This is a genomic window from Marinobacter shengliensis (genome assembly GCF_003007715.1).
In the GTDB taxonomy this organism is placed as follows: Bacteria; Pseudomonadota; Gammaproteobacteria; order Pseudomonadales; family Oleiphilaceae; genus Marinobacter; species Marinobacter shengliensis.
This window is the reverse complement of the sequence record NZ_PXNO01000021.1, coordinates 24195-46686: the sequence shown is the minus strand read 5'-3', so window position 1 is coordinate 46686 and position 22492 is coordinate 24195. Positions and strand designations below refer to the sequence as shown.

Here is a 22492-nt window from a genome sequence, read left to right as displayed (position 1 = left end):
ATTTGGCCGCTGTCCTTCCGGTATGGCGGCCAATCAATTTTCGATTTCTCTATCGGCGAATCTCTGGAAAGTTCTCAGGCGTGTTCAGGCTCCAGTCGTAGTCGATGTAGCTCAGCCCGGCCGCGCTTTTAACACGCTCAGACACCTCAGGCGTCGCCCACTCCAGAATGAATGCCCGGTTTGATCCGGAAGCCTCCTGAAAATCCTCCTCGTACCACTTGAACAGCTCACTCACATACAAACGTCCGGATTCAACCCGGAGCTGGCGCTCGGTGCTCAATGCCCGCCGGGTATTCTCGGCCAGCAATCGCTCCAGGTTCGCCGCGGTATAGATCTCTGCCCTTAAAGGCGGGCAACCCACAGAGGCGCAGTTAACGGCAAAATGCACCCTCGCGTCTTTCCAGCCACGGGCCTGGTAGTCATCGCCCAGAAGAATCCCTTTCTCGATATCATCCAGGCTGTAAGCCTGGCCAGCCACCGTAAAATGGGCGCGGCCGAAGACATTTTTGACAAACGGATTGATTCGGCCGCCGTAATCCCACACCGAAGACACCAGCTGGCCATTCGGCCGCTCGGTCAGAATCTGGTCGATCATGAAAAAGTTATAGGCGTTGATCCAGAAGGCCACGGCTTGCGCCTGTGTTTCAAGCTGGTTCAGATCAAAGGACGCCAAACGGCTTCGCTGTCGTTCGAGACGCGGCAGCGTCTTATCATCGGCTAGAGCCGATTCATAATCAAAGGCGGAGACCAGACCATTTCCCGGCAGCATGTGCTCAATAAGATGATCGGTGACAAGCTGCTGGAACGGCTCGTAAGGGGAGGTGTCCGCCAGCACACTGGCCGACAGGAACCCTAGCGCGATCAACCCGCGCGACAGGGTTTTGCTGAAAATCGAGAAATAACCGGTCATAACAACTCCATTCATGGTGTCTAAATAGGATATATCGACACACTTCAGGGCGAGTTGTTACGGCAAGGCGGTGATTGGCCGGCAAGCAGCCGGCCAATCACCGCCGGACATCAGGCCTTTTTCCATTCAAACTTTTTAAAAGGCTCATCGACCGGTGTTTTCGCAATGTGATTGATGTAGTTACTCAGGGTTTTCTGAGACAACGTCATAATCACTTCCAAAACATGCCGGTTATCGTAACCTGCCTCGAAAAACGCGTTTAAGTCATCTTCACTCAGGTTACCCTGCTTGCGCATGACTGCCAGGGTGAAATCACGCAGCGCTTCAAGTTTGTCGTTCGGAAGCGGGGTCTCGTCACGCAGGGCATTGGTGATGTCGTCAGACACTTCCATCATCTTCGCGATCCCGGTATGAGCGGGAACACAGTAGTGGCAAGCGTTCTCAACGTTGATGGTCTGCCAGACCACAGTTTTTTCATCGTTGGTGAAACTGCTGTCCAGTACCAGCTGATGCAGTTTCTGGTAGGCCTCAAGCACTTGCGGCGATTCTGCCATGACCGCATGCAGGCCGGGAATCATACCGAAGTTCTTTTGGGAATTTTCCAGGAACGGCTTGGCTCCCTCGGGAGCGGACTGGGCATCGTGTAATTTGAAATCTGCCATTGCGGTACTCCAATCAAGTTTATGAATGATCGCTCAACAACCAAACGGTATCTGTTTTTGAGCGGCCATTCAAGCTATAATTGAGCGAGTATTCAAAAGCACCACACAAGGGTGTCGTTATGCCAAGACCTCCAAGCTATGACCGGGATACAGCCTTGGCCAAGGCTGTCAGTCTGTTCTGGCACAAGGGCTATCACGGCAGTTCAATGAAGCAGATTGAGCAAGCGCTGGATATGCGCCCGGGCAGCATCTACGCCACGTTTGGCAGTAAAGATGGCCTGTTTTCTGAAGCCCTGGCCAGTTACGCCCAACAGGGCGGGACTGATCTTTCAGAGCACATGGCCGGCTATGACAGCATTGTCGAAGGGTTGCAGGCGTATCTTCGGAAAATCGCGAGCAGCTGCACAGACGTTGACTGCGCCCCCGCACGCGCCTGCCTGATCGTGAAAACCCTGCTGGAGGCCAGCAGCACCAACCCGGCACTGTATTCACAGGCCCAGAGTGTGCTGGCCGCTATTGAAACGTCCTTTGCCGAGCTGCTGGAAAGTGCAAAAAATCAGGGAGAGATTGCCGTCAAGACCGATTGCCGGCGGCTGGCAAGGCTGCTTCAGAGCCAGATTATGGGGCTGCGCTCCATGGCTGAGCGCAACCTGTCGGCCACCGAGCTTGAACAGCTCGGCGACGACATGGCGGCGATTCTGGATAGCTACAAGTTAAGGGATTAGGGCGCAATCGTGTTTTTTCAATACCTCGGGGTAGTTATGTTCTGTTGCTTACTGCTGAACATAACGGCGAAAAATCTCATCAAGCGTTCCATCCTCTCTGAGCGATGTCATCGCCGTGCGCAAACGGTCAATAATGGACGGGGATACGCCATGCCCTCCGGCCAAGTACATCGGATCCGTGTCGAACCCCATCAAAGCCTCCAACTCAACAGGATTTCCTCCCTCTTGGCGAAGCAGCACATGCGCGACCATTTCTCGGGCAAACCAGTATGAGGTTCGCTTGTGTAAAAGCATACGTGCGGCAATTCGCTCGCTACTTGTTGCAAACAGATTGACATAACCGTTGTCTCGTAGGAAATCTTCGCCGGGGCTTGCCCTTTGCACAACGATCAGAGTATCCCGGCGGGGCGATTCATCGACAGACGAAGACAAACGATACAGGTAGTATGGGTCCGAGAGGATCGGCACTATCCATTTGTAATGCGTCTCACGGGCCTCAGTGCGGGTAAGCGGCGCAATGCCTAGATTGGCCCCTGAAGCCACTTGCTGCTGAGCTCTCGGCCATGGGCGCATGACCAACTCAAGTGACACACCGGATCGACGAGACAGCTCTTTCAACACATCAATAAAAAAGCCACCTGATGCTTCATCTTCGATATAGGGCGGAAACTCACCGAGCAATACTGTCAACTTTGGCTGCTCGACATTACCAGACACCGGCTCTGCTTGGACTAGCGGCGGTGCGAACAGGCAAGCTAAAGCCAGTACCAGCTGATAAAACGCCCTTCTCGAATCAGGTCTGGCGAAAGGCATGAGTTATCTCCAGGCAATCGGTCTCCTCCATTTCATTGCAGTGTAGACCATTACGCTGGAATGTCCCGCACCACGAGCCACCCGGCTTCACCTGGCAAGGCGATTGGCCTGCTCGATGAAAGCCGAAGGCAAAACATCGATCATAGGGCGCATATTACCGGCCACTTCAGGATCCGGTGACTCCGGTTCGCAGCCTACTATTTCCGGATGCTCTGACCAGTGCAGCAACTCCAGCCGCCCATCGTCCCGCTCAACCAGCGCGGTGCAATGCTCCACCCAGTCGCCATCGTTGCAGTAGAGTCCATCTTCACTGCGAAGAAAGCCTGCCGAGTGGATGTGGCCGCAGATAAAACCGTGGTAATGACCTTTCTCTGCAGCCGTCAGCGCCGCCAGCTCGAATCGCCGGATAAAGGTTCTGGCCTTACCGATCCGGCTTTTGATCCAGGCCGCCAGCGACCAGTAAGGCTTGCCTTGAAGCCGACGCAGGGCGTTGAACCAGCGGTTCAGGCGCAGCAACAGGCCGTGGGCGCGGTCTCCCACCAGCAGCATCAGCGGGCTGCAGCGCACCACCTGGTCGAACTGGTCGCCATGGCAGACCAGAAACTGACGACCGTCGGCGGTGGTGTGCACTGCCTTGTATTGCAGCTCTATGCCGGAGAAGGTCTGACCGCAGAAGCGCCGGAAAAACTCGTCGTGATTACCGGGAATGTATACCACCCGGGTACCGGTGGCGGCGAGCTCCAGCAGCTTGTGGATAACCTGCCGATGACTGTCCGGGAAATGGGCCCGGCGCTGCATGGCGATCAGGTCGATAATGTCGCCTACCAGGTACAGCGTCTGGCAGCGAACGTTGTTGAGGAAATCCAGCAGGTAGTCGGCCTGGCAATCGGCCGTTCCCAGATGAACATCGGAAATGAATACGCTGCGATACGCTCGCATGGTGCCTCCCGTGGTGTCAGGCCTGCCTTCGGTTTCCTGTAACAACCTTGGCAAGCTCCGGTGACACCCGGGTGACAATGGCAAGTCAGTTTTATGAAGTCGGGCGAAGAACCGTCCGCCCGGCGACAAACAGCGTCAGCGCAGATCTGGATTGAGAGTGTAGGTGCCGGTCACCCTGGCACTGGCCAGCACATGGCCGGCCATCGCCTGGCGCACATCGTTCCCATCAAACTCACCTTCCAGACCAAGACTGTCCACATCCAGCGCGTGCACTTCAAAATGGTAGTGGTGGATGATCTCGTCGTTCCAGGGCGGGCAGGGGCCGTCATATCCGGCATAGGTGCCCGCCATGTCCGGGTTGCCGGCAAGGAACTGGGTGTAATTATTCACGCCCCGAACGCCAATCGGACCCGGCCCATGGTCCTTGCCCTTGGGCAACACGCCGTCACTGTCTTCGCCTTCCGGGATGCGGCCGATATTGGCGGGAATGTCTGTCAGCAGCCAGTGGAAGAAATCCACCCGGGGCAGGTCGGCGGGCACGGTTTTGCCTTCCTGATTCACATCATCGGCTACGCTGGGCACATCCGGGTCAAACATCATCACCACAAAACTCTTCGTACCCTCCGGTGCCCCAGACCAGACCAACTCGGGGTTTCGGTTGGGGCCAAAGCTCATGTGGTCCTGCTCGCTGAAAACCCCAAAGGCAAACTTCTCTGGAATGGGTTGTCCCTCTTCTACACCACGAACCTCTAGTTTCACGATCGTCTCTCCTGTCGAGCGGCTTTTGATTAATTCAGCCATCGCCGAATGATACGGGACCGGCCGGTGTTCCGGTTTTATCAACCACGTCAGGTCTTTGTCCAGATTAGCAAACTAGCGGCGGAAAACACGGCTTCTGCGCTCAGGTGTAACCCAAAGCACCCGCCAGGCAACACTTCTGTCCAATTGTCATCCCGGGCCGTCAACGTTAGTATAACGGAGTTAGCAGCCTACCTTTTGTGTTCACAGGTCAGACTGATCAGAGCAGACAGCCAAGCGTTTTCCCGCGAGAGCGCTTGGCTCTCATCTTCTGAAGGTCTGACTGTTATGGAAAACCTGCATCACATTGTTGTCGTCGGCGGTGGCGCCGGAGGCCTGGAACTGGTCACCAGCCTCGGCAACAAACTCGGCAAAAAAAACAAGGCTCGCATCTCCCTGGTCGACGCCGGCTTGACCCACGTCTGGAAACCTCTGCTGCACGAAGTGGCCTCCGGCTCACTGGACGCCAGTGCCAACGAAATTAATTACCGGGCCCACGCACGGAAACATCACTATGAATTTCAGCTGGGGCGCATGAACGGCCTTGATCGGGCGGCCAAGGAAATCATCATCGCGCCGTTCCTGGACGAAGAGGGCCACGAGGTGGTGCCCGAGCGTCGGATTCAATACGACACCCTGGTGATCGCCGTGGGCAGTACAGCCAACGATTTCGGCACACCCGGCGCCCAGGAACACTGCCTGTTTCTCGACAGCCTCAGGCAAGCAAGGCGATTCCATAACCTGATGCTCAACGCCTTCCTGCGCAAGAACCACGAGGCCAATCAGGGCAAACCCCATACTCTGAACATCAGCATCATCGGCGCTGGCGCCACGGGTGTGGAGCTGGCTGCCGAGCTGCGACTGGCATCCAGGGAATTGCCGGTCTACGGCATGAACCACCTGCAGTCCTCGGATGTTTCCATCAGCGTGATCGAAGCGGCAGACCGGATTTTGCCGGCCCTGCCCGGGCGCCTGTCAGCGGCAGCCACCCGTGAACTGGAACGCCAGAAGGTGAAAGTACTGACCGGGCAGCCAGTCAGCGAAGTGCGTGAAAACAGCCTGGTCATGAAAGACGGCACCGAATTGCCATCTGAAATGACCATCTGGGCCGCGGGCATCAAGGCTCCGCCGTTTCTGGCGGAGCTCGGCGGCCTGGAAACCAATCGCAGCAATCAGCTGTTGGTGAAACAAACCCTCGAAACCACACGGGATACCGACATCTTTGCCTTCGGTGATTGCGCAGCCTGCCCGCAGCCCGATTCCGACCATCCCGTGCCACCACGGGCCCAAGCCGCCCATCAGCAGGCCGATGCCCTGTTCAAGACCCTGTGCAACCGCCTGGAGGGCAAAGATCCAGTGGCCTTTGTCTACAATGACCATGGCTCACTGATCAATTTCAGCCGTTACACGACGGTCGGCAACCTGATGGGCAACCTGTCTGGTCGCAGCATGTACATCGAAGGGAAGGTGGCCAGGTTGTTCTATGTGTCCCTGTACCGGATGCACCAGGTTGCCCTGCACGGGTTCCTGCGCACGGGCATTATCTGGCTGATGGACAAGATCAGCCGAGCGATGCATCCTCGCCTGAAGTTGCATTGAATGATGACCTGAATACTGGAATTTCCGAACGCGGCTATTTCGGCAGGGCGATGACCTCAATCGCCCTGTAGTCATCGTGGGTCACGCGGTTTATTCCCATCGCGCGCTGGGTATTCAAATACTCGGTAAGCATTGGTGAAGGTGTTGTCAGTAAATCAATTACCCGGCTGCGAACTTCCTCGCAAATCCCACTGCGGAATACAAACGGGTCATAGTGAAGCGGTGCAGAGCGCCAGAGAACGGTTAGAGTATTCTTATCAATCACGCCGCGCCTGTAGGCTTCATCTGCTCTTGAGCTGGAAACAAAGGCTGCATCCGCCTTGTTATCCAGCAACGCCATCAATGCCTTGTCATGGCTGCCCGCGTATATGTTTGCGCCAAAGAAATCGGAGAACGGCTCGCCGATAGTAGTGGCAAACTCTTTCTTTGGAACCAGGGCCCCCGATGTACTGGAGGGGTCGGTCAGCAACACCTGGGCATGTCTCAGGCGCTCAATGCTATCTATTCCTGCCGCTTTTGGAACCACCAACAACGAGTAATAGAAACTTCCCTTTGGCGTAAAGAACCCGGCCTCTGTGGTTAATGACGCAAAGGCATCCAGGCCCGAATCTTGAGCGTGGGCGATAACATAGGACGCCGGCCCCATGACGGCCAGATCGACACCGCCCGAGAGTAAGCCATCCACCACGCTTTCGTAGGAAGTTGCTCTGACCAGCTCAACTGGCATTCCAAGCCCCTGTTCTAACAGCATGATTAACGGCCGATATTCAGTGCGCTGCTGGTCAATGTCTTTTTTAGGAACCATGGTGAAGGTCAATCGGTTCATGCTGCAGGATTTGACCTCCTGAACGGCTTCTGCACGGGAGAATGGTGCAAAAGCCACGAAGACAAGCCCTATAGTCAACATCAACAACCTCATGCGCTGGCGGCCTCCTCTGCAAAGGTTCTGAGAAACTCTGGTATTTGCTCTGCGGGCATTGGACGCCCAAGGTGATAGCCCTGAGCGATATCGCAGCCGGCGACTTTCAGGTGCACCAGCTGTTCACGGGTTTCTACCCCCTCGGCCACCACCTTGAGCGCCATTCGCTTGGCCAGAATAATGGTTGAGGACACAATGGGACTGTCATCGTGGCTGTTTGATATTCGATTGATCAGGCTTCGGTCAATCTTCAGCTTGTCTACCGGTACCGCCTCGAGGTGGGCAAACCCTGCATAACCGGTGCCGAAATCATCAAGACTGAGCCGGATACCTGCCCGCTTGAGGCAGTGCAGACTCTCGACGGCCCGGCCCTCCAGCATGGCGGTTTCCGTAATTTCCAGCTCCAACAGGTCTGTCGTCAAGTCGTGTTCAGCCACCATCGCCAGGACCTCTTTACAGAATTCCGGCTGGGCAAGCTGTATCGGGGAAACATTGACTGCGACTGGCTTTGAGCTACCGTATTTCTGTTTCCAGTCAGATATCTGGACACACGCCAATCGAAGTACTTCCATACCCAGTGCCACCACAAAGCCCGTTTTCTCGGCGACAGGAATAAACCGATCCGGATAAAGCAAACCAATACCTGGATGCTGCCAGCGCACCAGGGCCTCATAGCCGATGACTTCCATACTCTCCAGACACACCAGGGGCTGGTAGTGCAGCACGAACTCCCGTTTTCTGAGAGCCTCGGCGAAGGCTTGTTCCAAGTGAAATTCTTCCACATCAGCTACATTCAATGACTGGTCGAAAAAGCGATATTGGCCACGCCCGGCTTTCTTGGCCGAGTACATGGCTGCATCAGCGCATTTCGTCAGTTCATCAATACTCTGGCCATCCCGAGGACTGATGGCGATACCGATGCTGGGACTGGTAACCAGTTCCGTGCCTTCCAGCATGTAGGGAGCGGACAAGTGCGCAGTCAATGCTGAGGCCCACTGCTCAATGTCTGCCTCACTGCGATCGCCAGCCAGCAACACCACAAACTCATCACCGCCGAAACGAGCGGCGATGTCACCTGTTCCAAGCATTCGCTGAATACGACCCGCGACCGCTTGCAACAACAGATCGCCGATATGGTGACCGAGCGAGTCATTAATGGATTTGAAACGGTCCAGGTCAATGAACAGCATCGTTGATAACTTACGCTGTCGGCGTTGTTCCAGCACCAGCGAATCCGCCACATCCAGAAACTGGCGACGGTTGAACAGACCACTGAGATGATCAATGGAAGCGGCACGGCTACTGCGGGCATGCTCGGTCTCAAGACGCCCAATCAGTCGCTGGTTGTTCCGCTCCGACAACCGCAATGCTTCCATAATCCGTTGCTGCTGGGTCAGGCTACGAATGAGCCAGAACACAATGCCCAGAACCAGTAACGTCATCACGCTATTAGCTACCAGTTGCTTGTTCCGGCCAGGCGTAATCGGTGCAAAGATTTCATAATAGGGCTGGGCCACACTGACGGTGAAACCGTTAGCGGGACGGGTAACAAAAACGTACTGGTAACGCTCGCCCGCCAGCTCCAGCGTGGCTTCTCCGGTGACAACACGACCTTCACCTGCAATTTGAACTTTTGGAACCTGTGGACCTCCGACCACAATGCCGCTTTCATTGGCGCGCATCCACTCACCACCCCTGGAATCCAAAATCTGAATAAAGCCCGCGCCCAGCTCAACATTCTGTATAAGCCCTGCCAGGTAGGCGATGTCCAGCTCAATCAATATCAATCTTGAGGATTGGGACACGTCTGTCAGCCTGAGCGGAACCAGGAATGGCAATCGCCAGGCAGGTTCTCCCGGCGCGTATGCAGGATCCGCAACTCGGTCGGGAAGCACAGGCGCAGATCCAGTTCCGGCAAAGTGCGTCTCAGTTCCAGCCAACCAACTACCAAGCTTTGACCGTGCTGAACCCAAATGACTGGTATAGATCAGATCTCCAGATAAGTTGTAAACACTGAGCCGGTTGAACACCGGATCTTCTGCCAGAAGGGTCAGAAGCCGAGTTTCTGCCCCTTGATGCGCGATGACATCGTCAGTCACCAAGCTACCCATGGCCTTGGCACGATCAGTCATCTGCTTTAGGCTCTCCGACACAATTAACGCCAGATTGCGGTTCTCGGACAGCCTCGCATTGAGTGTTTCTGCCTTTGTCGATGATCCTTGCCAAAGAAATAACACCCAGAGGAACAAAACGATAATCACCCCAAGTGCCAGCATGGTTAGCTGAACGCTATTAAGGGGGGTATCGGACTTCGTTGTCATCAAGCTAGAACCTGGAGAAAGGGGATAGATTACAGGCAGCCTCTCCAGTGGCCGTACTAATCCTATGAACTGAGCGTGCCGTTTGGCCGGCCAAACTCAGATGCCTCGAACACTAATCGCGTAGTGTGGCAGTTGCATTACAGGCCGGCTTTGTTAACAGATTCACAGCCAGGACACAGGGGCCAACCTCGGAAATCCTAAAAAGGTTGGGGGTGGAAAATTGCAGACTATGCAGAGATAGTGTCTTGGAGCGGGCGATGGGAATCGAACCCACGTCGTAGGCTTGGGAAGCCTCTGCTCTACCATTGAGCTACGCCCGCCTGCATAATGATTGCCACAGCAATATAGGCCCGGACCAGCGTCCGGGCAAGTCCCTTTGGTCAGGAGTCTGATGGATCCCACGTTTACTCTGATTGGCGCCTTGATGCTTGTGTTCAGCATCGTTCTCAGCCCGCTTTCAAGCAGGGTCGGCATGCCGGTGCTGCTGGTTTTTCTGGCTGTTGGCATGATGATGGGCGAGGATGGACCGGGCGGCATCCAGTTCAATAACTTTGAGCTGGCTTTTCTTATCGCCAATCTTTCACTGGCCGTTATCCTGCTGGATGGCGGAATGCGCACCCGGGTAGAGACCTTCAGGGTAGGTCTGCGGCCAGCCCTGGTACTTGCCACCCTTGGCGTTGCCCTGACCGCGGGTGGCGCGGCCATCGTGGCATGGTGGGTATTCGATTTGCATTGGATGATGGCGTTGTTGATCGGGGCCATTATTTCCTCAACCGATGCGGCCGCGGTCTTCTCTCTGCTGCAGGGCCGGGGCCTGCACCTGAACGAGCGGGTCAGTGCCACCCTTGAGATCGAGTCTGGCAGTAACGACCCGATGGCCATTTTCCTCACCCTGATGCTGGTGACCTTGATTGGCCAACATGAGCAGGGGTCCATTCTCTCGGGCCTGATCATGCTGGTACAACAGTTCGGCATCGGCGCCGCAGCCGGCGTTCTGGGTGGCTTTCTGGTGGTGGAACTGGCCAATCGGATGCGCCTGACCCCCGCGCTGTACCCCCTGCTGGTGGGTGCGGCCGGCATTTCGGTGTTTTCAGCCACCAACGCTGTCGGAGGCAGCGGATTCCTCGCCATTTACCTGTGCGGTGTGGTCATTGGAAACCGTCATGTCCGGATGATGCCGATGATTCTTCAGGTGCACGACGGCATGGCCTGGCTGGCACAGCTCTGTCTGTTCCTGATGCTCGGCCTGCTGGTGAGCCCATCAGACCTGATCCCCCTGGCAGGCGCCGGTTTGGTGCTGGCTCTGGCGCTTATCTTTGTTATTCGGCCATTAACCGTGCTGATCACGCTCTGGCCATTCGGCTTCAACCGGCGGGAGCTGGGCTTTATCAGCTGGGTGGGCCTGCGAGGCGCGGTGCCCATTGTTTTGGCGCTGTTCCCGATCATTGCCGACCTGCCAGATGCGCAACTGGTTTTCCACGCGGCGTTCTTTATCGTTCTGGTGTCGCTGATTGTGCAGGGCACCACCATGGCACCTCTCGCCCGCAAGTTGCGGCTTGAAGTTCCCGCCGGCGAAGATCCCTACCGGCGGCTACCACTGGATGCGCCCGCCGCTGGCGACCACGAGCTGATGCTGTTTCCACTCCGGGGCAAGGGTTGGGACAAGCCCAGAGCCCTTGGCCAGCTGCGCCTGCCGGAAAACACCGCCGTGGCCGGGGTGTTTCGCGACCGTAAGTGCCTTCAGCCCACAAAGGACCTCGAAGTGACCGCCGGCGATATGTTGGCCATGTTCGCCACGCCGTCGGTTCTACCCGATCTCGGCAAGGCATTGAGCGGGCGGCAAGCTCCGAAACACCTGGCAGAGCGAGCCTTCTTCGGCGACTTCGTGCTGAACGGAGATGCCCTGCTCGGCGATGTGGAACAGGTCTATGGTATCGAGTTCGACGAGTTGCCTCCCGAGTTGTCGCTGGCCGAGTGTTTCGCCAAACGCACCAAGGGGCATCCAGTCGTTGGCGACACCGTCATATTGGGGCCAGTAACGCTCGTGGCCCGGGCCACCGAAGCCGACCGGGTAACCAAGGTTGGCCTGAAAATGGATGCGTGACGCCCGTCCGGTTTGTGCAGGAAAACCAAAAACCGTAACAAAACCCCTTATCAATCCCCTTGCTGGCTATGTTATAAACACACGTGAACAAAGTTTAACCATCCAGCGACCTGTGCCAGCATCATGATCTTCAGAGTTTTTCTATCACTAATGCTTGTCGTATTGCCTGCCATGGCCAGTAGCTCGGAGTTGCTGGCCCGGGCTGATACACGCATGGCCATGCCTGGCAGCGAACCAACGCTGGAAGAGCACCTGAACATCACCAAGGTTCTGGTGCGCAAAAGTGAGCGCAGGCTTTATCTGTTGAGCGGTGAGCACAAGGTGCGCAGCTATCGGATTTCACTGGGAGGCAATCCGGTAGGACACAAGCTGTATGAGGGTGACAAGCGAACGCCAGAAGGGGATTACATTCTCGATTGGCGCAACGCGAACAGCGATTTCTACAAGTCCATCCATATATCCTACCCGAACGCCCGTGACCGGGAGCTGGCCGAAGCCTGGGGGCTTAATCCCGGCGGCAGCATCATGATCCACGGACTGCCCAACGAAGCGGGCGACCTTGCCTTCGCGTATACCGGCCTGGACTGGACCGAAGGCTGTATTGCGGTCACCAATGAAGAGATGGATGAGATCTGGGCACTGGTCGATAACGGCACCCCCATTCGGATTCTTCCCTGACCGCAGAACCCACCCCGTTCATGACGGGAGTATTAAGTTGTTGTCATAGCCTAAGAAAATTTACGTATCCTTAGTTAACATTTTGTCTCTGAGTGTTTTACACTGTTTGACGACTCCGGTAGTCAACGCCTATCGGGCTTAGCTGACAGGAAGTCGTCTTAATGACTTCTGGATCACAGGAAATAAAACGACCAATAAGGGGATTTACCATGCGTAAACTGACGATCGCCGGGTTTGCAATGGCCGCTGCTCTGACTGCAGGCTGTGCCACCACTGAGCAGGGCGCTATCGACGAGGCCAATGCGACTGCAAGCTCCGCCGAGCAAACTGCTAACAACGCTCTGAACACTGCTAACAGCGCTGCAAGCTCCGCTCGCACTGCTCAGCAGACTGCTGAAGAAGCCCTGGCTGCTGCCCGTGCTGCTCAGAAGTCCGCTGACGAAGCGAACGAGCGCGCCAAGCGCATGCTCGAGCGTGCCAGCCAGAAGTAAGGCTGCCGTTTAGCAAAAAAGGCCGGTTCAACCGGCCTTTTTTGTGCTCGCTCAAAATGTTTTGTCTTACCCCTCCGGGTTGCCGGAAGCCTTCTGTTGCTGGTTTTGCATAAAGGTTTTCATCATGTCCATCGGTAGCGGGAACACAATTGTGGAGGAGTTGTTGTTGCTCATGTCTGACAGGGTCTGCAGATAACGCAACTGCATGGCACCGGAATTCACAGACATCACCTCTGCGGCCTCGACCAGCTTTTTGGAAGCCTGCAATTCGCCCTCTGCGTGGATGACCTTCGCACGACGTTCCCGCTCAGCCTCAGCCTGCCGGGCAATCGCACGAATCATCGACTCATTCAGGTCAACGTGTTTGATTTCCACATTGGCCACCTTGATACCCCAATCCTCGGTCTGGGAATCAATGATTTCCTGAATATCCGAATTCAGCTTGTCTCGCTCAGACAGCATTTCATCGAGATCGTGTTTGCCGAGCACAGAGCGCAAGGTTGTTTGCGCCAACTGGCTGGTAGCAGCGCCATAGTCTTCGACCCGGATAATCGCCTTCTCGGGGTCAACCACGCGGAAGTACAGCACTGCATTTACTCTGACCGTCACGTTGTCTTTGGAAATAACATCCTGGCTTGGGACATCCAGGGTGATCACCCGCAGATCCACCCGGACAATTTGCTGAATTCCGGGGATGACGATGATCAGGCCGGGGCCTTTGACACCCTGAAAGCGGCCCAGGAAAAACACCACACCGCGCTCGTATTCCGGCAGGATCTTGATGGCGGAACCGAGAATCAGAAGCAGCACCACAGTCGGTGCAATATAGGGAATAATGTCACCCAGGTTCATACGGCCTCCTTGATTTGCCGTTGGTTAGTACGAATTGCTCGTTCAATGACCTTGATCAGAATCAGGCCTGGCTTCAACCAGAAGGGTCAGCCCCTCCATACCGTTTACCTGCACCTGCGTGCCCTTGGTGATCTGATGCGGACAACGGGCATTCCAACGCTCCCCACTGACTCGGACATGGCCCTTGTAGCCGTCATAAGAAGATTCAAAGTCGTCCAGTGCCACGCCTTTTTCCTCAGCCATGTGTTCGCTGCCACTGACCGGCGTACGGCGTCGCAAACCGATGAAGCGGGTAACCGTCCAGAGAATAAACCCGCCCGCCACAACAGCCGTGCCGCCAACGGTGGGCAATGAGATATCCGAGTGGCTGCCATCCATCAGAATCACCGATCCCGTGACAAAGGCGACTATGCCACCGACACCAAGAATGCCGAAACTAGGCATGAAGGCTTCCCCCACGATGAACGCCAGCCCCAACAGAATCAAGGCAAGGCCGGCGTAATTCACCGACAACACCTGAAATGCAAACAACGCGAGTATCAGACAGATAGCACCGATCACCCCGGGGAACACGGCACCGGGATTCGACAGTTCAAAGATAATGCCGTAGAAACCGATGATCATCAGGAAATAGGCGACGTTCGGATCGGTGATCACCGACAGTAACCGGGTTCGCCAATCCGGTTCTGAACGGACCAGTTCCAGGTCCGCCGTGACCAGCTCCCGCTCGCCGGTGGCCATCTGCACGGTGCGACCATCAATGGCCTCCAGCAATTCGCGGAGGTTAGGCGCCACGACATCGATAACATTCAGTTCCAGCGCCTCGGTTGCGCCGAGGTTGACGGCTTCGCGGACGGCCTCTTCCGCCCAGTCGGCATTCCGACCATGGCGCTCGGCCAAGCCACGGATATAACTGACGGCATCCTCCAGAACCTTACGCTCCATCGCCGTGTCGCCCCGGCGTTTCTGTGGTTCGGCGGCCGAGTCGTCGGCACTGGTCTCTGAAGCTTCGTCGTCCCCGGCGGGCTGCTCCGGTTCTTGCTCTGGCGAGCCTGGCAGGCCGCCCATCTGAACCGGCGTTGCCGAACCGAGGTTGGTGGCGGGCGCCATAGCCGCAATATGACTGCCGTAGAGGATGAAGGTACCGGCACTGGCGGCGCGGGCGCCCTGGGGTGACACGTAGGTTGCCACCGGCACCTCGGAGGCGAGGATGGTTTTGATGATTTCCCGCATGGAATCCATCAGGCCACCCGGCGTATCCATTTCCAGAATGACCAGGCCAGCATTCTCCTGCTCGGCCCGTCTGATGCCACGGGTGACATAATCCATTGTGGCCGGGCCGATAGCACCCTCGACCGTCAATACCAGTGCCGTTCTCGGCGTGTCCTGCTGGGCAATTGCCTGCCAGGAAGCCCCGATCAGTCCCAGCAGCCCTCCCAGGAAAAAAATCAGGGACCAGAGGGGCAAGCGGAGGTTCTGACGTTGCATCGGGTTTGGCGTCATGGCGATCTCCCAGGCAGAGTGATCAGAATATTCGGGCCAGTACGGACTCCGGCAGTCGCCTCAGTATGAAACCAATGGGCGTCCAGGGCCAACCTGGCACAAAACGTTCGGCCTTGCCGGACTCAATGGCACGGACCATGGCCCGGCATCCGGTCTTCGCGTCCACAATGAAAGGTGTGTTCTTGACCTTTTCGTTGATCTCAGTCCGGATATACCCCGGATAGAGCGTGGTCACGCGAATGGGAGACCGGCGTTTTTTCAGTTCGACACGCAAACCCTCGCAAAGTGCCGCCAATCCGGCCTTGGTCGCCGCATAGGTGGTGACGTTGCCCGGCATCCCCCGAACAGCCGTTACCGATGATACGGCAACCAGGTGACCATGGTTCTGTGCCCGGAAAATCTCCATGGCGGCTTCTATCTGGGCCAGGGCGGAAACAAAATTGGTTTCTGCGGTCTGCCGGTTGGCATCAAAGCGCCCGGTGCCCAGCGGCTGCCCCTTGCCAATCCCGGCATTGACGATGATCCTGTCGAGCTGACCAAACTCCTCCCGGAAAGCCTGAAAAACCTCGGCCACTTGTGCGTGATCATTCACATCCAGGGCCCGCACACTAATCTTCACTCCCGGATAGATGCCCTCCAGCTCGGCCCGGAGCTGGTCCAGCCGCTCGGTACGACGGGCACACAGGGCAAGGTGATCACCCCGGGCAGCAAACTCCCGGGCCATGCCTTCACCCAGTCCGGAACTGGCTCCGGTAATCAGTATAGTACGACTCATGAGTACTCCTGCCGTTTGGTTATTATTGGTTGTCGCGGAGCGGGTACTTCAGCAAAGCCTGGCGCCAGGGTCAAAAGTACAGCTTTTGCTCCGGCTCTGCAGGCTCTTCCGGGTTGCTTTCCGTCTGCCCCTTATCAGAAGCCACCCGGGTCAGCCGCTCACCGACCATGGTGGGAATGCCATCGGCCTGATCCACCACCAGCTCGATGGACCGGCGCTGGACTTCCACATCCGGGTGTTGCTGGCGGAAGGCTTCCAATTTTTCCAGTGTTACACGCCATAGCTGTTCGCGATCCTCGGGCGAGTAATCTTCATGGGGCCGGTGCACTTCAAGCCAAACCTCGCCGCCAGACAAGCCAAGCTTGACAGGTTCGCGAATAATCTGGACCGACGTGCCCTTCTGAACCTGATAGACAAACCGGGAAATGTCTTCGTTGTACATACGGAAACAGCCGGCACTGACCGGCAAGCCGATACCGAAACGCTTATTGGTTCCGTGGATCAGGTAGCCTTTCTCGCTTAACATCAGGGCATGAGTGCCAAGCGGATTATCCGGGCCGGGCGGGATCATACGCGGCAGATACTCTCCACGGGCCTCATAGGATGCCCGGATACTGGCCGGCGGATACCACGCAGGCGATTCCAGTGGCATGGTTACCTCGGCGTCGGTTAGCGGTGACGGATTCTCTTCACGCCCAATGCCCACCGGATACACCTGAACGCCATCGTTGGTGAAATAATAGAGCCGATACTCGGCCAGGTTAATCACGATGCCTTCCCGGCGTGCATCGGGCAGAACATACATACGCGGCAGGGTAATGGTCGTGCCGTCTCCCGGTAACCAGGGGTCAACACCCGGATTGGCCTTCACCAACTCCAGGTAACCCAGAGCCTCATCATGGCCAATAGCAGCAAAGGTATCCTCATAGCGGGTCGTGAAAACCTGCAGCTCCCCCGCCAGATCGCCGTTAAGAGCGAACGTTGGTACCCGGGGCGAACGATCGTTTTCCACCGTTGCAGTGTCTGACGGCTTTTGGTTCTGCGCAGCATTGACAGCTGACGCCAGGAACATCAGGCACACCAGAACGGCGACACATTTTTTCAACCACATATCAACCAGTTCCCATAAACATTCATTCCGGGCCTCTGCTCTGAAAGACACGGTTCCGTGTCAGGAGTTCACCAGGGTGGTCCAGACCGTTACCACCGCCAGCACCACAAACAATACGCTGGCACTGATCCTGGCCGTCGCCAGCGGCAGTCGCTCCATTAGCCAGCGCCCTGCCAGGATCACCGGAATATTGGCCAGGAGCATGCCTACCGTCGTGCCGATGATAACCCATAACGTTTCCGTATACCTTGCCGCCAGGACCACCGTAGCCACTTGGGTTTTATCACCTATCTCCGCCAAGAAGAACATTACCGTAGTAGCCCAGAAGGCGCCCATGCCGAGAAACCGAGATTCGGCACTGTCGTCTTTATCCGGTATCAGCAACCACAGGGCGATGGCGACAAAGCTCACTGCGAGAATCCAGGGCAGCCACTGGGACGGAATCCAGCTGGCCACCCAGGCCCCCAGCCACGCTGAGAGCGCGTGATTGAGCACGGTCGCAACCAGAATACCAAGAATGATAGGGGTACGCTTTGCGTATCGGGCAACCAGGAAAAGAGACAGGAGCTGGGTTTTGTCGCCAATTTCGGCAACGGCCACGGCAAGGGTTGAAGCGAGAAACGCATCCATTCGAAGAGACCTCAGGGCGGAAATCGTCAGACATGAGACAGCTCACCTTCCGCCCAGTGGAGGTGAGCTGCCTCAGGTCTTGCCAATTCCGCGATCAATCACGGAACACGGTAGCCATGGAGAATGAGCTCCAAGTATGTTGACTACCGTCCGCTCCTGCTACCCAGAAGCGAAGGCTACTCCCCCGAAGTTGGGCACATGCTAATGAATCCCGCCGGAAATGGCAACTGGCCACCTTACACCCGCATTTTCCAGACCGGCACGGCAGCCAACGCCACAAACACCGCTACCAGCCACCAGGCTGCCTCGAACGCAGCCACGGTAGGCACACTGCCCTGGTGTTCACCGAACTCGATGGTCAGTGCCACCACATTTACCCCCAGGGCACCCCCGAGTTGGCGGGCGAAATTGATGGTGCTGGACCCGGCGCCCAGCTGTTCCTTGGGCAGTGGATTCAGCGCACCGGTGGACAGGGCCGGCAGCATAAAGCCAATCCCAATCCGGCCCAACACTGCCCAGAGTACCAGCCAGCCAAACCCAGCGTACTGGCCGGTCAGAGCAAACAGGACCGCAGACAGGGCGAACACCCCGATTCCAAACAGCACCAGGCTGCGGGCGCTGCGCTTGTCTGCCAGCCGGCCTGACAGCGGAAAAACAATGCCCAGCACCACCCCGGCGGGCAGCATCAGCAGACCCGCCTCCGTCGCGGAGAAGCCCAGCGTGGTCTGCACAAACAGGGGAATCAGGTAGGTTGAGCCAAACAGCGCCAGCCCAAGCGCCATGGCGCCCAGCGTGGCGAACAGAAACACCGGTTGGCGCAACAGTAGCAGGTTAACCAGGGGATGCTTCGCCGTGCGTTCCCGAAAGACAAAGGCGAACAGAAGGCCAAGGGCCAACGCCCATTGCATCACGATTCGCAGTTCCTGGCCTGGCCAGGCCTGCATTCGGGTCAGGGTATCGAGGGTCAGGGCGATGGTTGCCCCAAGCAGTAACAAACCGGGCAGATCAAAGGGATAAGGCGCAGGGCGGGAGCGGGGCAGCGGCAGGAACCGCCAGGCCATCCAGACACCCAGAAGGGTGACCGGTGCCGGCGCAAACATCACATAGCGCCAGTTGAACTGGTCCACCAGAAAGCCACCCAGCACAGGGCCCAATGCCGGTGCCAGAATCACCCCCATGCCATAAATGCCCATGGCTTGACCACGCCTGTCTGCCGGAAATATCCGGAACACCAGGTACATGCCCATGGGTTGCATCAACCCGGCCATGGCGCCCTGGCCTATTCTGGCGGCAATCAGCTGTTCAGGAGACTCGGCAAAGCCGCCGACAAGGGATATGACGGTGAACACCGCCATGGCAACACCCAGGGTCAGGCGCACACCAAAACGGTCCAGCAGCCAGGCGGACGCCAGCATGGTGGTGGTCATGGCGGCGATGAATCCGGTGGCCAGCCAGTGCACCTGGCCCTGGCGAATGCCGAACTCCATCATGATGTCATGGAGCGCAACATTCACCACCGTGGCGCTGAGCACCGTGGCCATGGTGCCAAGGACAACCGTAGCAACGGCCAGCCAGCGCCAGCGTTCGCCGTAACGGGCGGTCAGGCCCTCGACAGAATTATCGATCAAGCGTTACTTCTGCTTCTCGGCATTATCCATAATTTTGTGGAACACCTTGAGCGCGCATTCGATTTCCTTGTCAGTCACGCCCTCCAGCATCTCTTCACGCAACACAGCGGCACGCTCGGACAGCTCATCCATGAACTCGGCACCGGCCTTGGTCAGATGCAACCGGCGGGCGCGCCGATCGTTCGGGCAGGGGCGTCGCTCAATCAACTCCTGCTGCTCCAGGCTATCAAGCAACCTGACCAGGGTAGGATTTTCAATGGCCATCAGACTGGCCAGTTCGCGCTGGGTAAGGCCTTCACCACCCTGCTGCAGATACACCATGGTGCTCCAGCGAGCCTGCGTGACTCCCAAGTCTTTCAACCGCTCATCCAGCATCTTGCGCCAGCGGCGGGTAACCCGGGCAACGGCAAACGGGAATTGATCTCTCATGGTTAAACACTCCTGATGGTGATCCGGCATGGGACAAGCAAACGCCACCCCGAAAACCGAGAAAACACTTACCTTATTGGAAATTCACCAATAGTAAGCTAACCATTGAAATAAAAACAGATATCAGGGTGAAAATATAATTGGGGAAAACCGAAAGGCGCGTCAGCCAGCCTGACGCAACTCTTCCTGCATTTCCTCCACTTCCGGAGATTCGTGGAACTCGGTATTACGCGGGTCCAGCTCGGAAAGCACCGGAGACGCCTCCGGCATGGCCGGGACAAAGTGCTCCTGCTCCTCCACCGGCACGTCGTCGGTGTGGCTGATCCGGTAGCTAGTGATCACTGCCAGCAACACCAGGAAGCCGGCATTGCCATAGAACAGGCCGGAGGGCCCCATGATGTTGATTAACTCCGCCATGGTGATCGGCCCGATCACGCTGCCAATACCGTAGCTCAGCAACAGCGTGGCACTGGCGGCGACAATCCGGTTGCTGTCCATGCGGTCGTTGGTGATGGCCACCGCGATTGGGTACAGAGTGGCCGACAGACCGGTAAAAAGTCCTACCAGCAAGGTGAGCAACGCCAGGCTTGCCGCCCCGAAAACGCCAACCCCAACGGCCGAAGCGGAAGCAATCAGTGCCACCCAGAACATCACCCGGCGTCGGTCAAATCGATCGCACACCCGGCCCAATGGCCAGGCCAACAACATGGCAGCAATGATGGCGCTGGCCATGAAGGTCGAAGTTCTGGCCACGTCCAGCCCCACTAACGTGGCGTATACCGGCCCCAGTGCATAGAAGCCGCCAATCATGACGCCGCTGATCAGCGCGCCAGCGACACCGGAAAATGATTCCCGCCCGAGTTTGAAGATCGACATCCGGTGCACCTGCTCAATCGCCGGCGCTTCCATTCGAGTGAGAGCCAGAGGAATCAGGGCGAGAGTCAGCAGGATGGCCGCCAGCGAAAACGGCAGGAAACTGCCCGGGTCACCCACGTTGACAATCAACTGGCCGCCGGCGGCCGACAAGTAGAAAACAATCTGGTAAACGGCAAACAGCGCACCCCGGTTGGCGTTAGTGGCACGGCTGGAGAACCAGCTTTCAATCACCACCAACACACCGGCGATGGTGAAGCCAGACAGTACCCGAAGGACCGCCCAGAAAATCATCGACACCGCCATCGGATACATCAGCGACACCACGGCAGCCATAGCAGCAAATGCCGCAAAGGCGCGGATATGGCCTACCCTGCCAATAATCTTGTGGACATACAGGGTGCCAAGGACAAAACCGATGGAATAGCACACCAGCACCCAGCCAATGACATTGGGTGAGACTTCTTCGATACTCAGGCGAATACCCAGCAGCGTCATCAGAAACGCATTGCCGCTGACCAGCAACACAATGCTGAGGATCAGCGCCGAAAGGGAGGTGACCATTCGGGTCATGAGTGGCTCCGGGTATTGGGTTACATCAGGGTGACAGTAAAGAAAAGATAGCAACGTTATGGGTTGTCTGCTGGTGTGTATTTAACCAGCCATCGCCAGACGACTCCACTAAGCAGTTGCCGAGACCTCGAACCCAGTAGTGGCGCGGTATTTGACAATGTTTTACATTAATGGGCCGTAACAGAACCTGATAGCCGTAGCGGGTAACATAAACATCAAGCTACTTACTCGGACCGTGAGCGCCTGGTTATGAAGAAAACGGACTGGCCCATTCGCTGGGATTTACTGCTTCGCTATCGACTGATTGAAATCATCGCCTTGTGGGAAGGACGCCTGACCACTAACCACATCTGCCACAGTTTCGGCATTGGTCGCCAGCAGGCATCAAAGGATATCAACACCTACTTGCGGGAACTGGCTCCCGGCAACCTGGTTTACGACCGGCACCTGAAAGGTTATGTGCCGGCAGCCGGTTTCAAACCGGTGGTAACACGGGGCCAGGTTAGCGAATATCAAGACCTGCTTGCGCGGCAACAGAGCCTGAGCGACACGTTTTCTGACCTGGAGCTTGGACTGCCGGGCAATGCCGTCATCCCGGAACCGTCCCGGCGCATCGCCCCGGAAACCATGCGGGCTGTGGTTAACGCTACCCGTTATCACCGCCAACTCAAGGCCAGTTACGTGTCCCTGAGCCGACCGGAAGCTGCCGACAGCCTGCTGGAGCCGCATTCACTGGTATGCACGGGTAACAGCTGGCATGTGCGGGCCTGGTGCAATGCCAACCGGGAATTCCGGGATTTCGCCCTGAGCCGTTTTCAGGGCCAGCCGGAGGCACTCCGGCAGAAATCCAGGCACGCCGCGCAGCAGGATGAAGACTGGCAACGCCTGGTCACCCTGGAGATCGCACCTGATCAGCGCCTGACCGAGGCGCAACAACAGATCATTGCCAACGACTACGGTATGGAACAGGGCTGCCTCAGCATCGAAACCCGTGCAGCGTTGGCGCCCTATGTCCTGTCCCGGCTCGGAATTACCTTTGACAATAGCCACCCGGACCCACTGGTGCAGCAGCTGGAACTGGCCAACCCGGACCAGCTTGGCTTTGGAAGCAAGCGCGAACGGGCACTCAAAGCGGTGGCCGGTCTCTGCTAGACTGGCC

Annotated in this window: 21 protein-coding genes, 1 tRNA gene and 1 riboswitch; of the genes, 6 read left to right on the top strand and 16 right to left on the bottom strand. The window is 57.0% G+C overall.

The annotated features are described in order from the left end of the window. Nucleotides 1-49: 49 nt before the first annotated feature. Complete coding sequence (locus tag C7H10_RS06345) at nucleotides 50-910, bottom strand: DUF547 domain-containing protein (protein WP_106694197.1); 861 nt, start codon at nucleotides 908-910, stop codon at nucleotides 50-52. A 110-nt stretch (nucleotides 911-1020) separates the two neighbouring features. Further along, a complete protein-coding gene (locus C7H10_RS06340; protein WP_106694196.1) occupies nucleotides 1021-1572 on the bottom strand; it encodes a carboxymuconolactone decarboxylase family protein in 552 nt (183 codons plus the stop codon). 119 nt (nucleotides 1573-1691) lie between these two features. Between C7H10_RS06340 and C7H10_RS06335 the strand changes: the two genes are divergently transcribed. Continuing rightward, on the top strand, nucleotides 1692-2297 hold the full coding sequence (locus C7H10_RS06335; RefSeq protein ID WP_106694195.1) for a TetR/AcrR family transcriptional regulator: 606 nt from the start codon (nucleotides 1692-1694) through the stop codon (nucleotides 2295-2297). A 48-nt stretch (nucleotides 2298-2345) separates the two neighbouring features. Here the strand turns inward: C7H10_RS06335 and C7H10_RS06330 are convergent, their stop codons facing one another. The 3 genes from C7H10_RS06330 to C7H10_RS06320 all read right to left on the bottom strand — a co-directional run bounded on the left by C7H10_RS06330 (nucleotide 2346) and on the right by C7H10_RS06320 (nucleotide 4808). Further along, a complete protein-coding gene (locus C7H10_RS06330; RefSeq protein WP_106694194.1) occupies nucleotides 2346-3110 on the bottom strand; it encodes a substrate-binding periplasmic protein in 765 nt (254 codons plus the stop codon). Nucleotides 3111-3197: 87 nt separating this feature from the next. Beyond that, nucleotides 3198-4049, bottom strand: coding sequence for a UDP-2,3-diacylglucosamine diphosphatase (locus C7H10_RS06325; RefSeq protein WP_106694503.1), 852 nt, complete (start codon nucleotides 4047-4049; stop codon nucleotides 3198-3200). A gap of 135 nt (nucleotides 4050-4184) precedes the next feature. Then, nucleotides 4185-4808, bottom strand: a complete 624-nt coding sequence (locus C7H10_RS06320; RefSeq protein ID WP_106694193.1) for a YbhB/YbcL family Raf kinase inhibitor-like protein — start codon at nucleotides 4806-4808, stop codon at nucleotides 4185-4187. 327 nt (nucleotides 4809-5135) lie between these two features. On the opposite strand from C7H10_RS06320, the gene C7H10_RS06315 reads away from it, so the two are divergent. Further along, the gene (locus C7H10_RS06315; protein WP_106694192.1) at nucleotides 5136-6446 is read left to right on the top strand and encodes an NAD(P)/FAD-dependent oxidoreductase; all 1311 of its coding nucleotides are present in this window, start codon (nucleotides 5136-5138) and stop codon (nucleotides 6444-6446) included. A gap of 34 nt (nucleotides 6447-6480) precedes the next feature. On the opposite strand, the gene C7H10_RS06310 is transcribed toward C7H10_RS06315, so the two are convergent. The 3 genes from C7H10_RS06310 to C7H10_RS06300 form a co-directional block, all read right to left on the bottom strand. Continuing rightward, nucleotides 6481-7365 (bottom strand): phosphate/phosphite/phosphonate ABC transporter substrate-binding protein, encoded by an 885-nt coding sequence (locus C7H10_RS06310; protein ID WP_106694191.1) that lies wholly within the window; start codon nucleotides 7363-7365, stop codon nucleotides 6481-6483. Continuing rightward, complete coding sequence (locus C7H10_RS06305; RefSeq protein ID WP_106694190.1) at nucleotides 7362-9686, bottom strand: putative bifunctional diguanylate cyclase/phosphodiesterase; 2325 nt, start codon at nucleotides 9684-9686, stop codon at nucleotides 7362-7364. The genes C7H10_RS06310 and C7H10_RS06305 overlap by 4 nt, the downstream gene beginning before the upstream one ends. Nucleotides 9687-9932: 246 nt before the next feature. Then, a tRNA-Gly gene (locus tag C7H10_RS06300) sits at nucleotides 9933-10006 on the bottom strand. Nucleotides 10007-10077: 71 nt separating this feature from the next. Between C7H10_RS06300 and C7H10_RS06295 the strand changes: the two genes are divergently transcribed. From C7H10_RS06295 to C7H10_RS06285, 3 genes are all read left to right on the top strand, one after another. Then, nucleotides 10078-11790 carry a potassium/proton antiporter gene (locus tag C7H10_RS06295; protein ID WP_061331330.1) on the top strand — a complete coding sequence of 571 codons (1713 nt, stop codon included), beginning with the start codon at nucleotides 10078-10080 and terminating at the stop codon, nucleotides 11788-11790. Between the two features lie 123 nt (nucleotides 11791-11913). After that, nucleotides 11914-12468 carry a L,D-transpeptidase family protein gene (locus C7H10_RS06290; protein WP_106694189.1) on the top strand — a complete coding sequence of 185 codons (555 nt, stop codon included), beginning with the start codon at nucleotides 11914-11916 and terminating at the stop codon, nucleotides 12466-12468. Nucleotides 12469-12677: 209 nt separating this feature from the next. Next, the gene (locus C7H10_RS06285; RefSeq protein WP_061331332.1) at nucleotides 12678-12959 is read left to right on the top strand and encodes an Lpp/OprI family alanine-zipper lipoprotein; all 282 of its coding nucleotides are present in this window, start codon (nucleotides 12678-12680) and stop codon (nucleotides 12957-12959) included. Nucleotides 12960-13025: 66 nt separating this feature from the next. Here the strand turns inward: C7H10_RS06285 and C7H10_RS06280 are convergent, their stop codons facing one another. From C7H10_RS06280 to C7H10_RS06245, 8 genes are all read right to left on the bottom strand, one after another. Beyond that, nucleotides 13026-13811: a slipin family protein gene (locus tag C7H10_RS06280; protein WP_106694188.1), complete on the bottom strand. Its 786-nt coding sequence runs from the start codon at nucleotides 13809-13811 to the stop codon at nucleotides 13026-13028. A 42-nt stretch (nucleotides 13812-13853) separates the two neighbouring features. Continuing rightward, nucleotides 13854-15314 (bottom strand): NfeD family protein, encoded by a 1461-nt coding sequence (locus C7H10_RS06275; protein ID WP_061331334.1) that lies wholly within the window; start codon nucleotides 15312-15314, stop codon nucleotides 13854-13856. Between the two features lie 22 nt (nucleotides 15315-15336). Continuing rightward, nucleotides 15337-16089: an SDR family oxidoreductase gene (locus C7H10_RS06270; protein ID WP_106694186.1), complete on the bottom strand. Its 753-nt coding sequence runs from the start codon at nucleotides 16087-16089 to the stop codon at nucleotides 15337-15339. A gap of 70 nt (nucleotides 16090-16159) precedes the next feature. Further along, the gene (locus C7H10_RS06265) at nucleotides 16160-17200 is read right to left on the bottom strand and encodes a L,D-transpeptidase family protein (RefSeq protein ID WP_374787089.1); all 1041 of its coding nucleotides are present in this window, start codon (nucleotides 17198-17200) and stop codon (nucleotides 16160-16162) included. A gap of 60 nt (nucleotides 17201-17260) precedes the next feature. Further along, a complete protein-coding gene (locus C7H10_RS06260) occupies nucleotides 17261-17830 on the bottom strand; it encodes a TMEM165/GDT1 family protein (RefSeq protein WP_106694185.1) in 570 nt (189 codons plus the stop codon). An 84-nt stretch (nucleotides 17831-17914) separates the two neighbouring features. After that, nucleotides 17915-18020: riboswitch (yybP-ykoY riboswitch) on the bottom strand. 46 nt (nucleotides 18021-18066) lie between these two features. Then, entirely contained in the window at nucleotides 18067-19458 is a 1392-nt protein-coding gene (locus C7H10_RS06255; protein ID WP_106694184.1) for a DHA2 family efflux MFS transporter permease subunit, read from the bottom strand. Nucleotides 19459-19461: 3 nt separating this feature from the next. Beyond that, nucleotides 19462-19887 (bottom strand): MarR family transcriptional regulator, encoded by a 426-nt coding sequence (locus C7H10_RS06250; protein WP_058092884.1) that lies wholly within the window; start codon nucleotides 19885-19887, stop codon nucleotides 19462-19464. 162 nt (nucleotides 19888-20049) lie between these two features. Continuing rightward, nucleotides 20050-21333, bottom strand: a complete 1284-nt coding sequence (locus C7H10_RS06245; protein WP_061331339.1) for an MFS transporter — start codon at nucleotides 21331-21333, stop codon at nucleotides 20050-20052. A 249-nt stretch (nucleotides 21334-21582) separates the two neighbouring features. On the opposite strand from C7H10_RS06245, the gene C7H10_RS06240 reads away from it, so the two are divergent. Continuing rightward, the gene (locus tag C7H10_RS06240; RefSeq protein WP_106694183.1) at nucleotides 21583-22485 is read left to right on the top strand and encodes a BrxR family helix-turn-helix transcriptional regulator; all 903 of its coding nucleotides are present in this window, start codon (nucleotides 21583-21585) and stop codon (nucleotides 22483-22485) included. The last annotated feature ends 7 nt before the right edge of the window (nucleotides 22486-22492 follow it).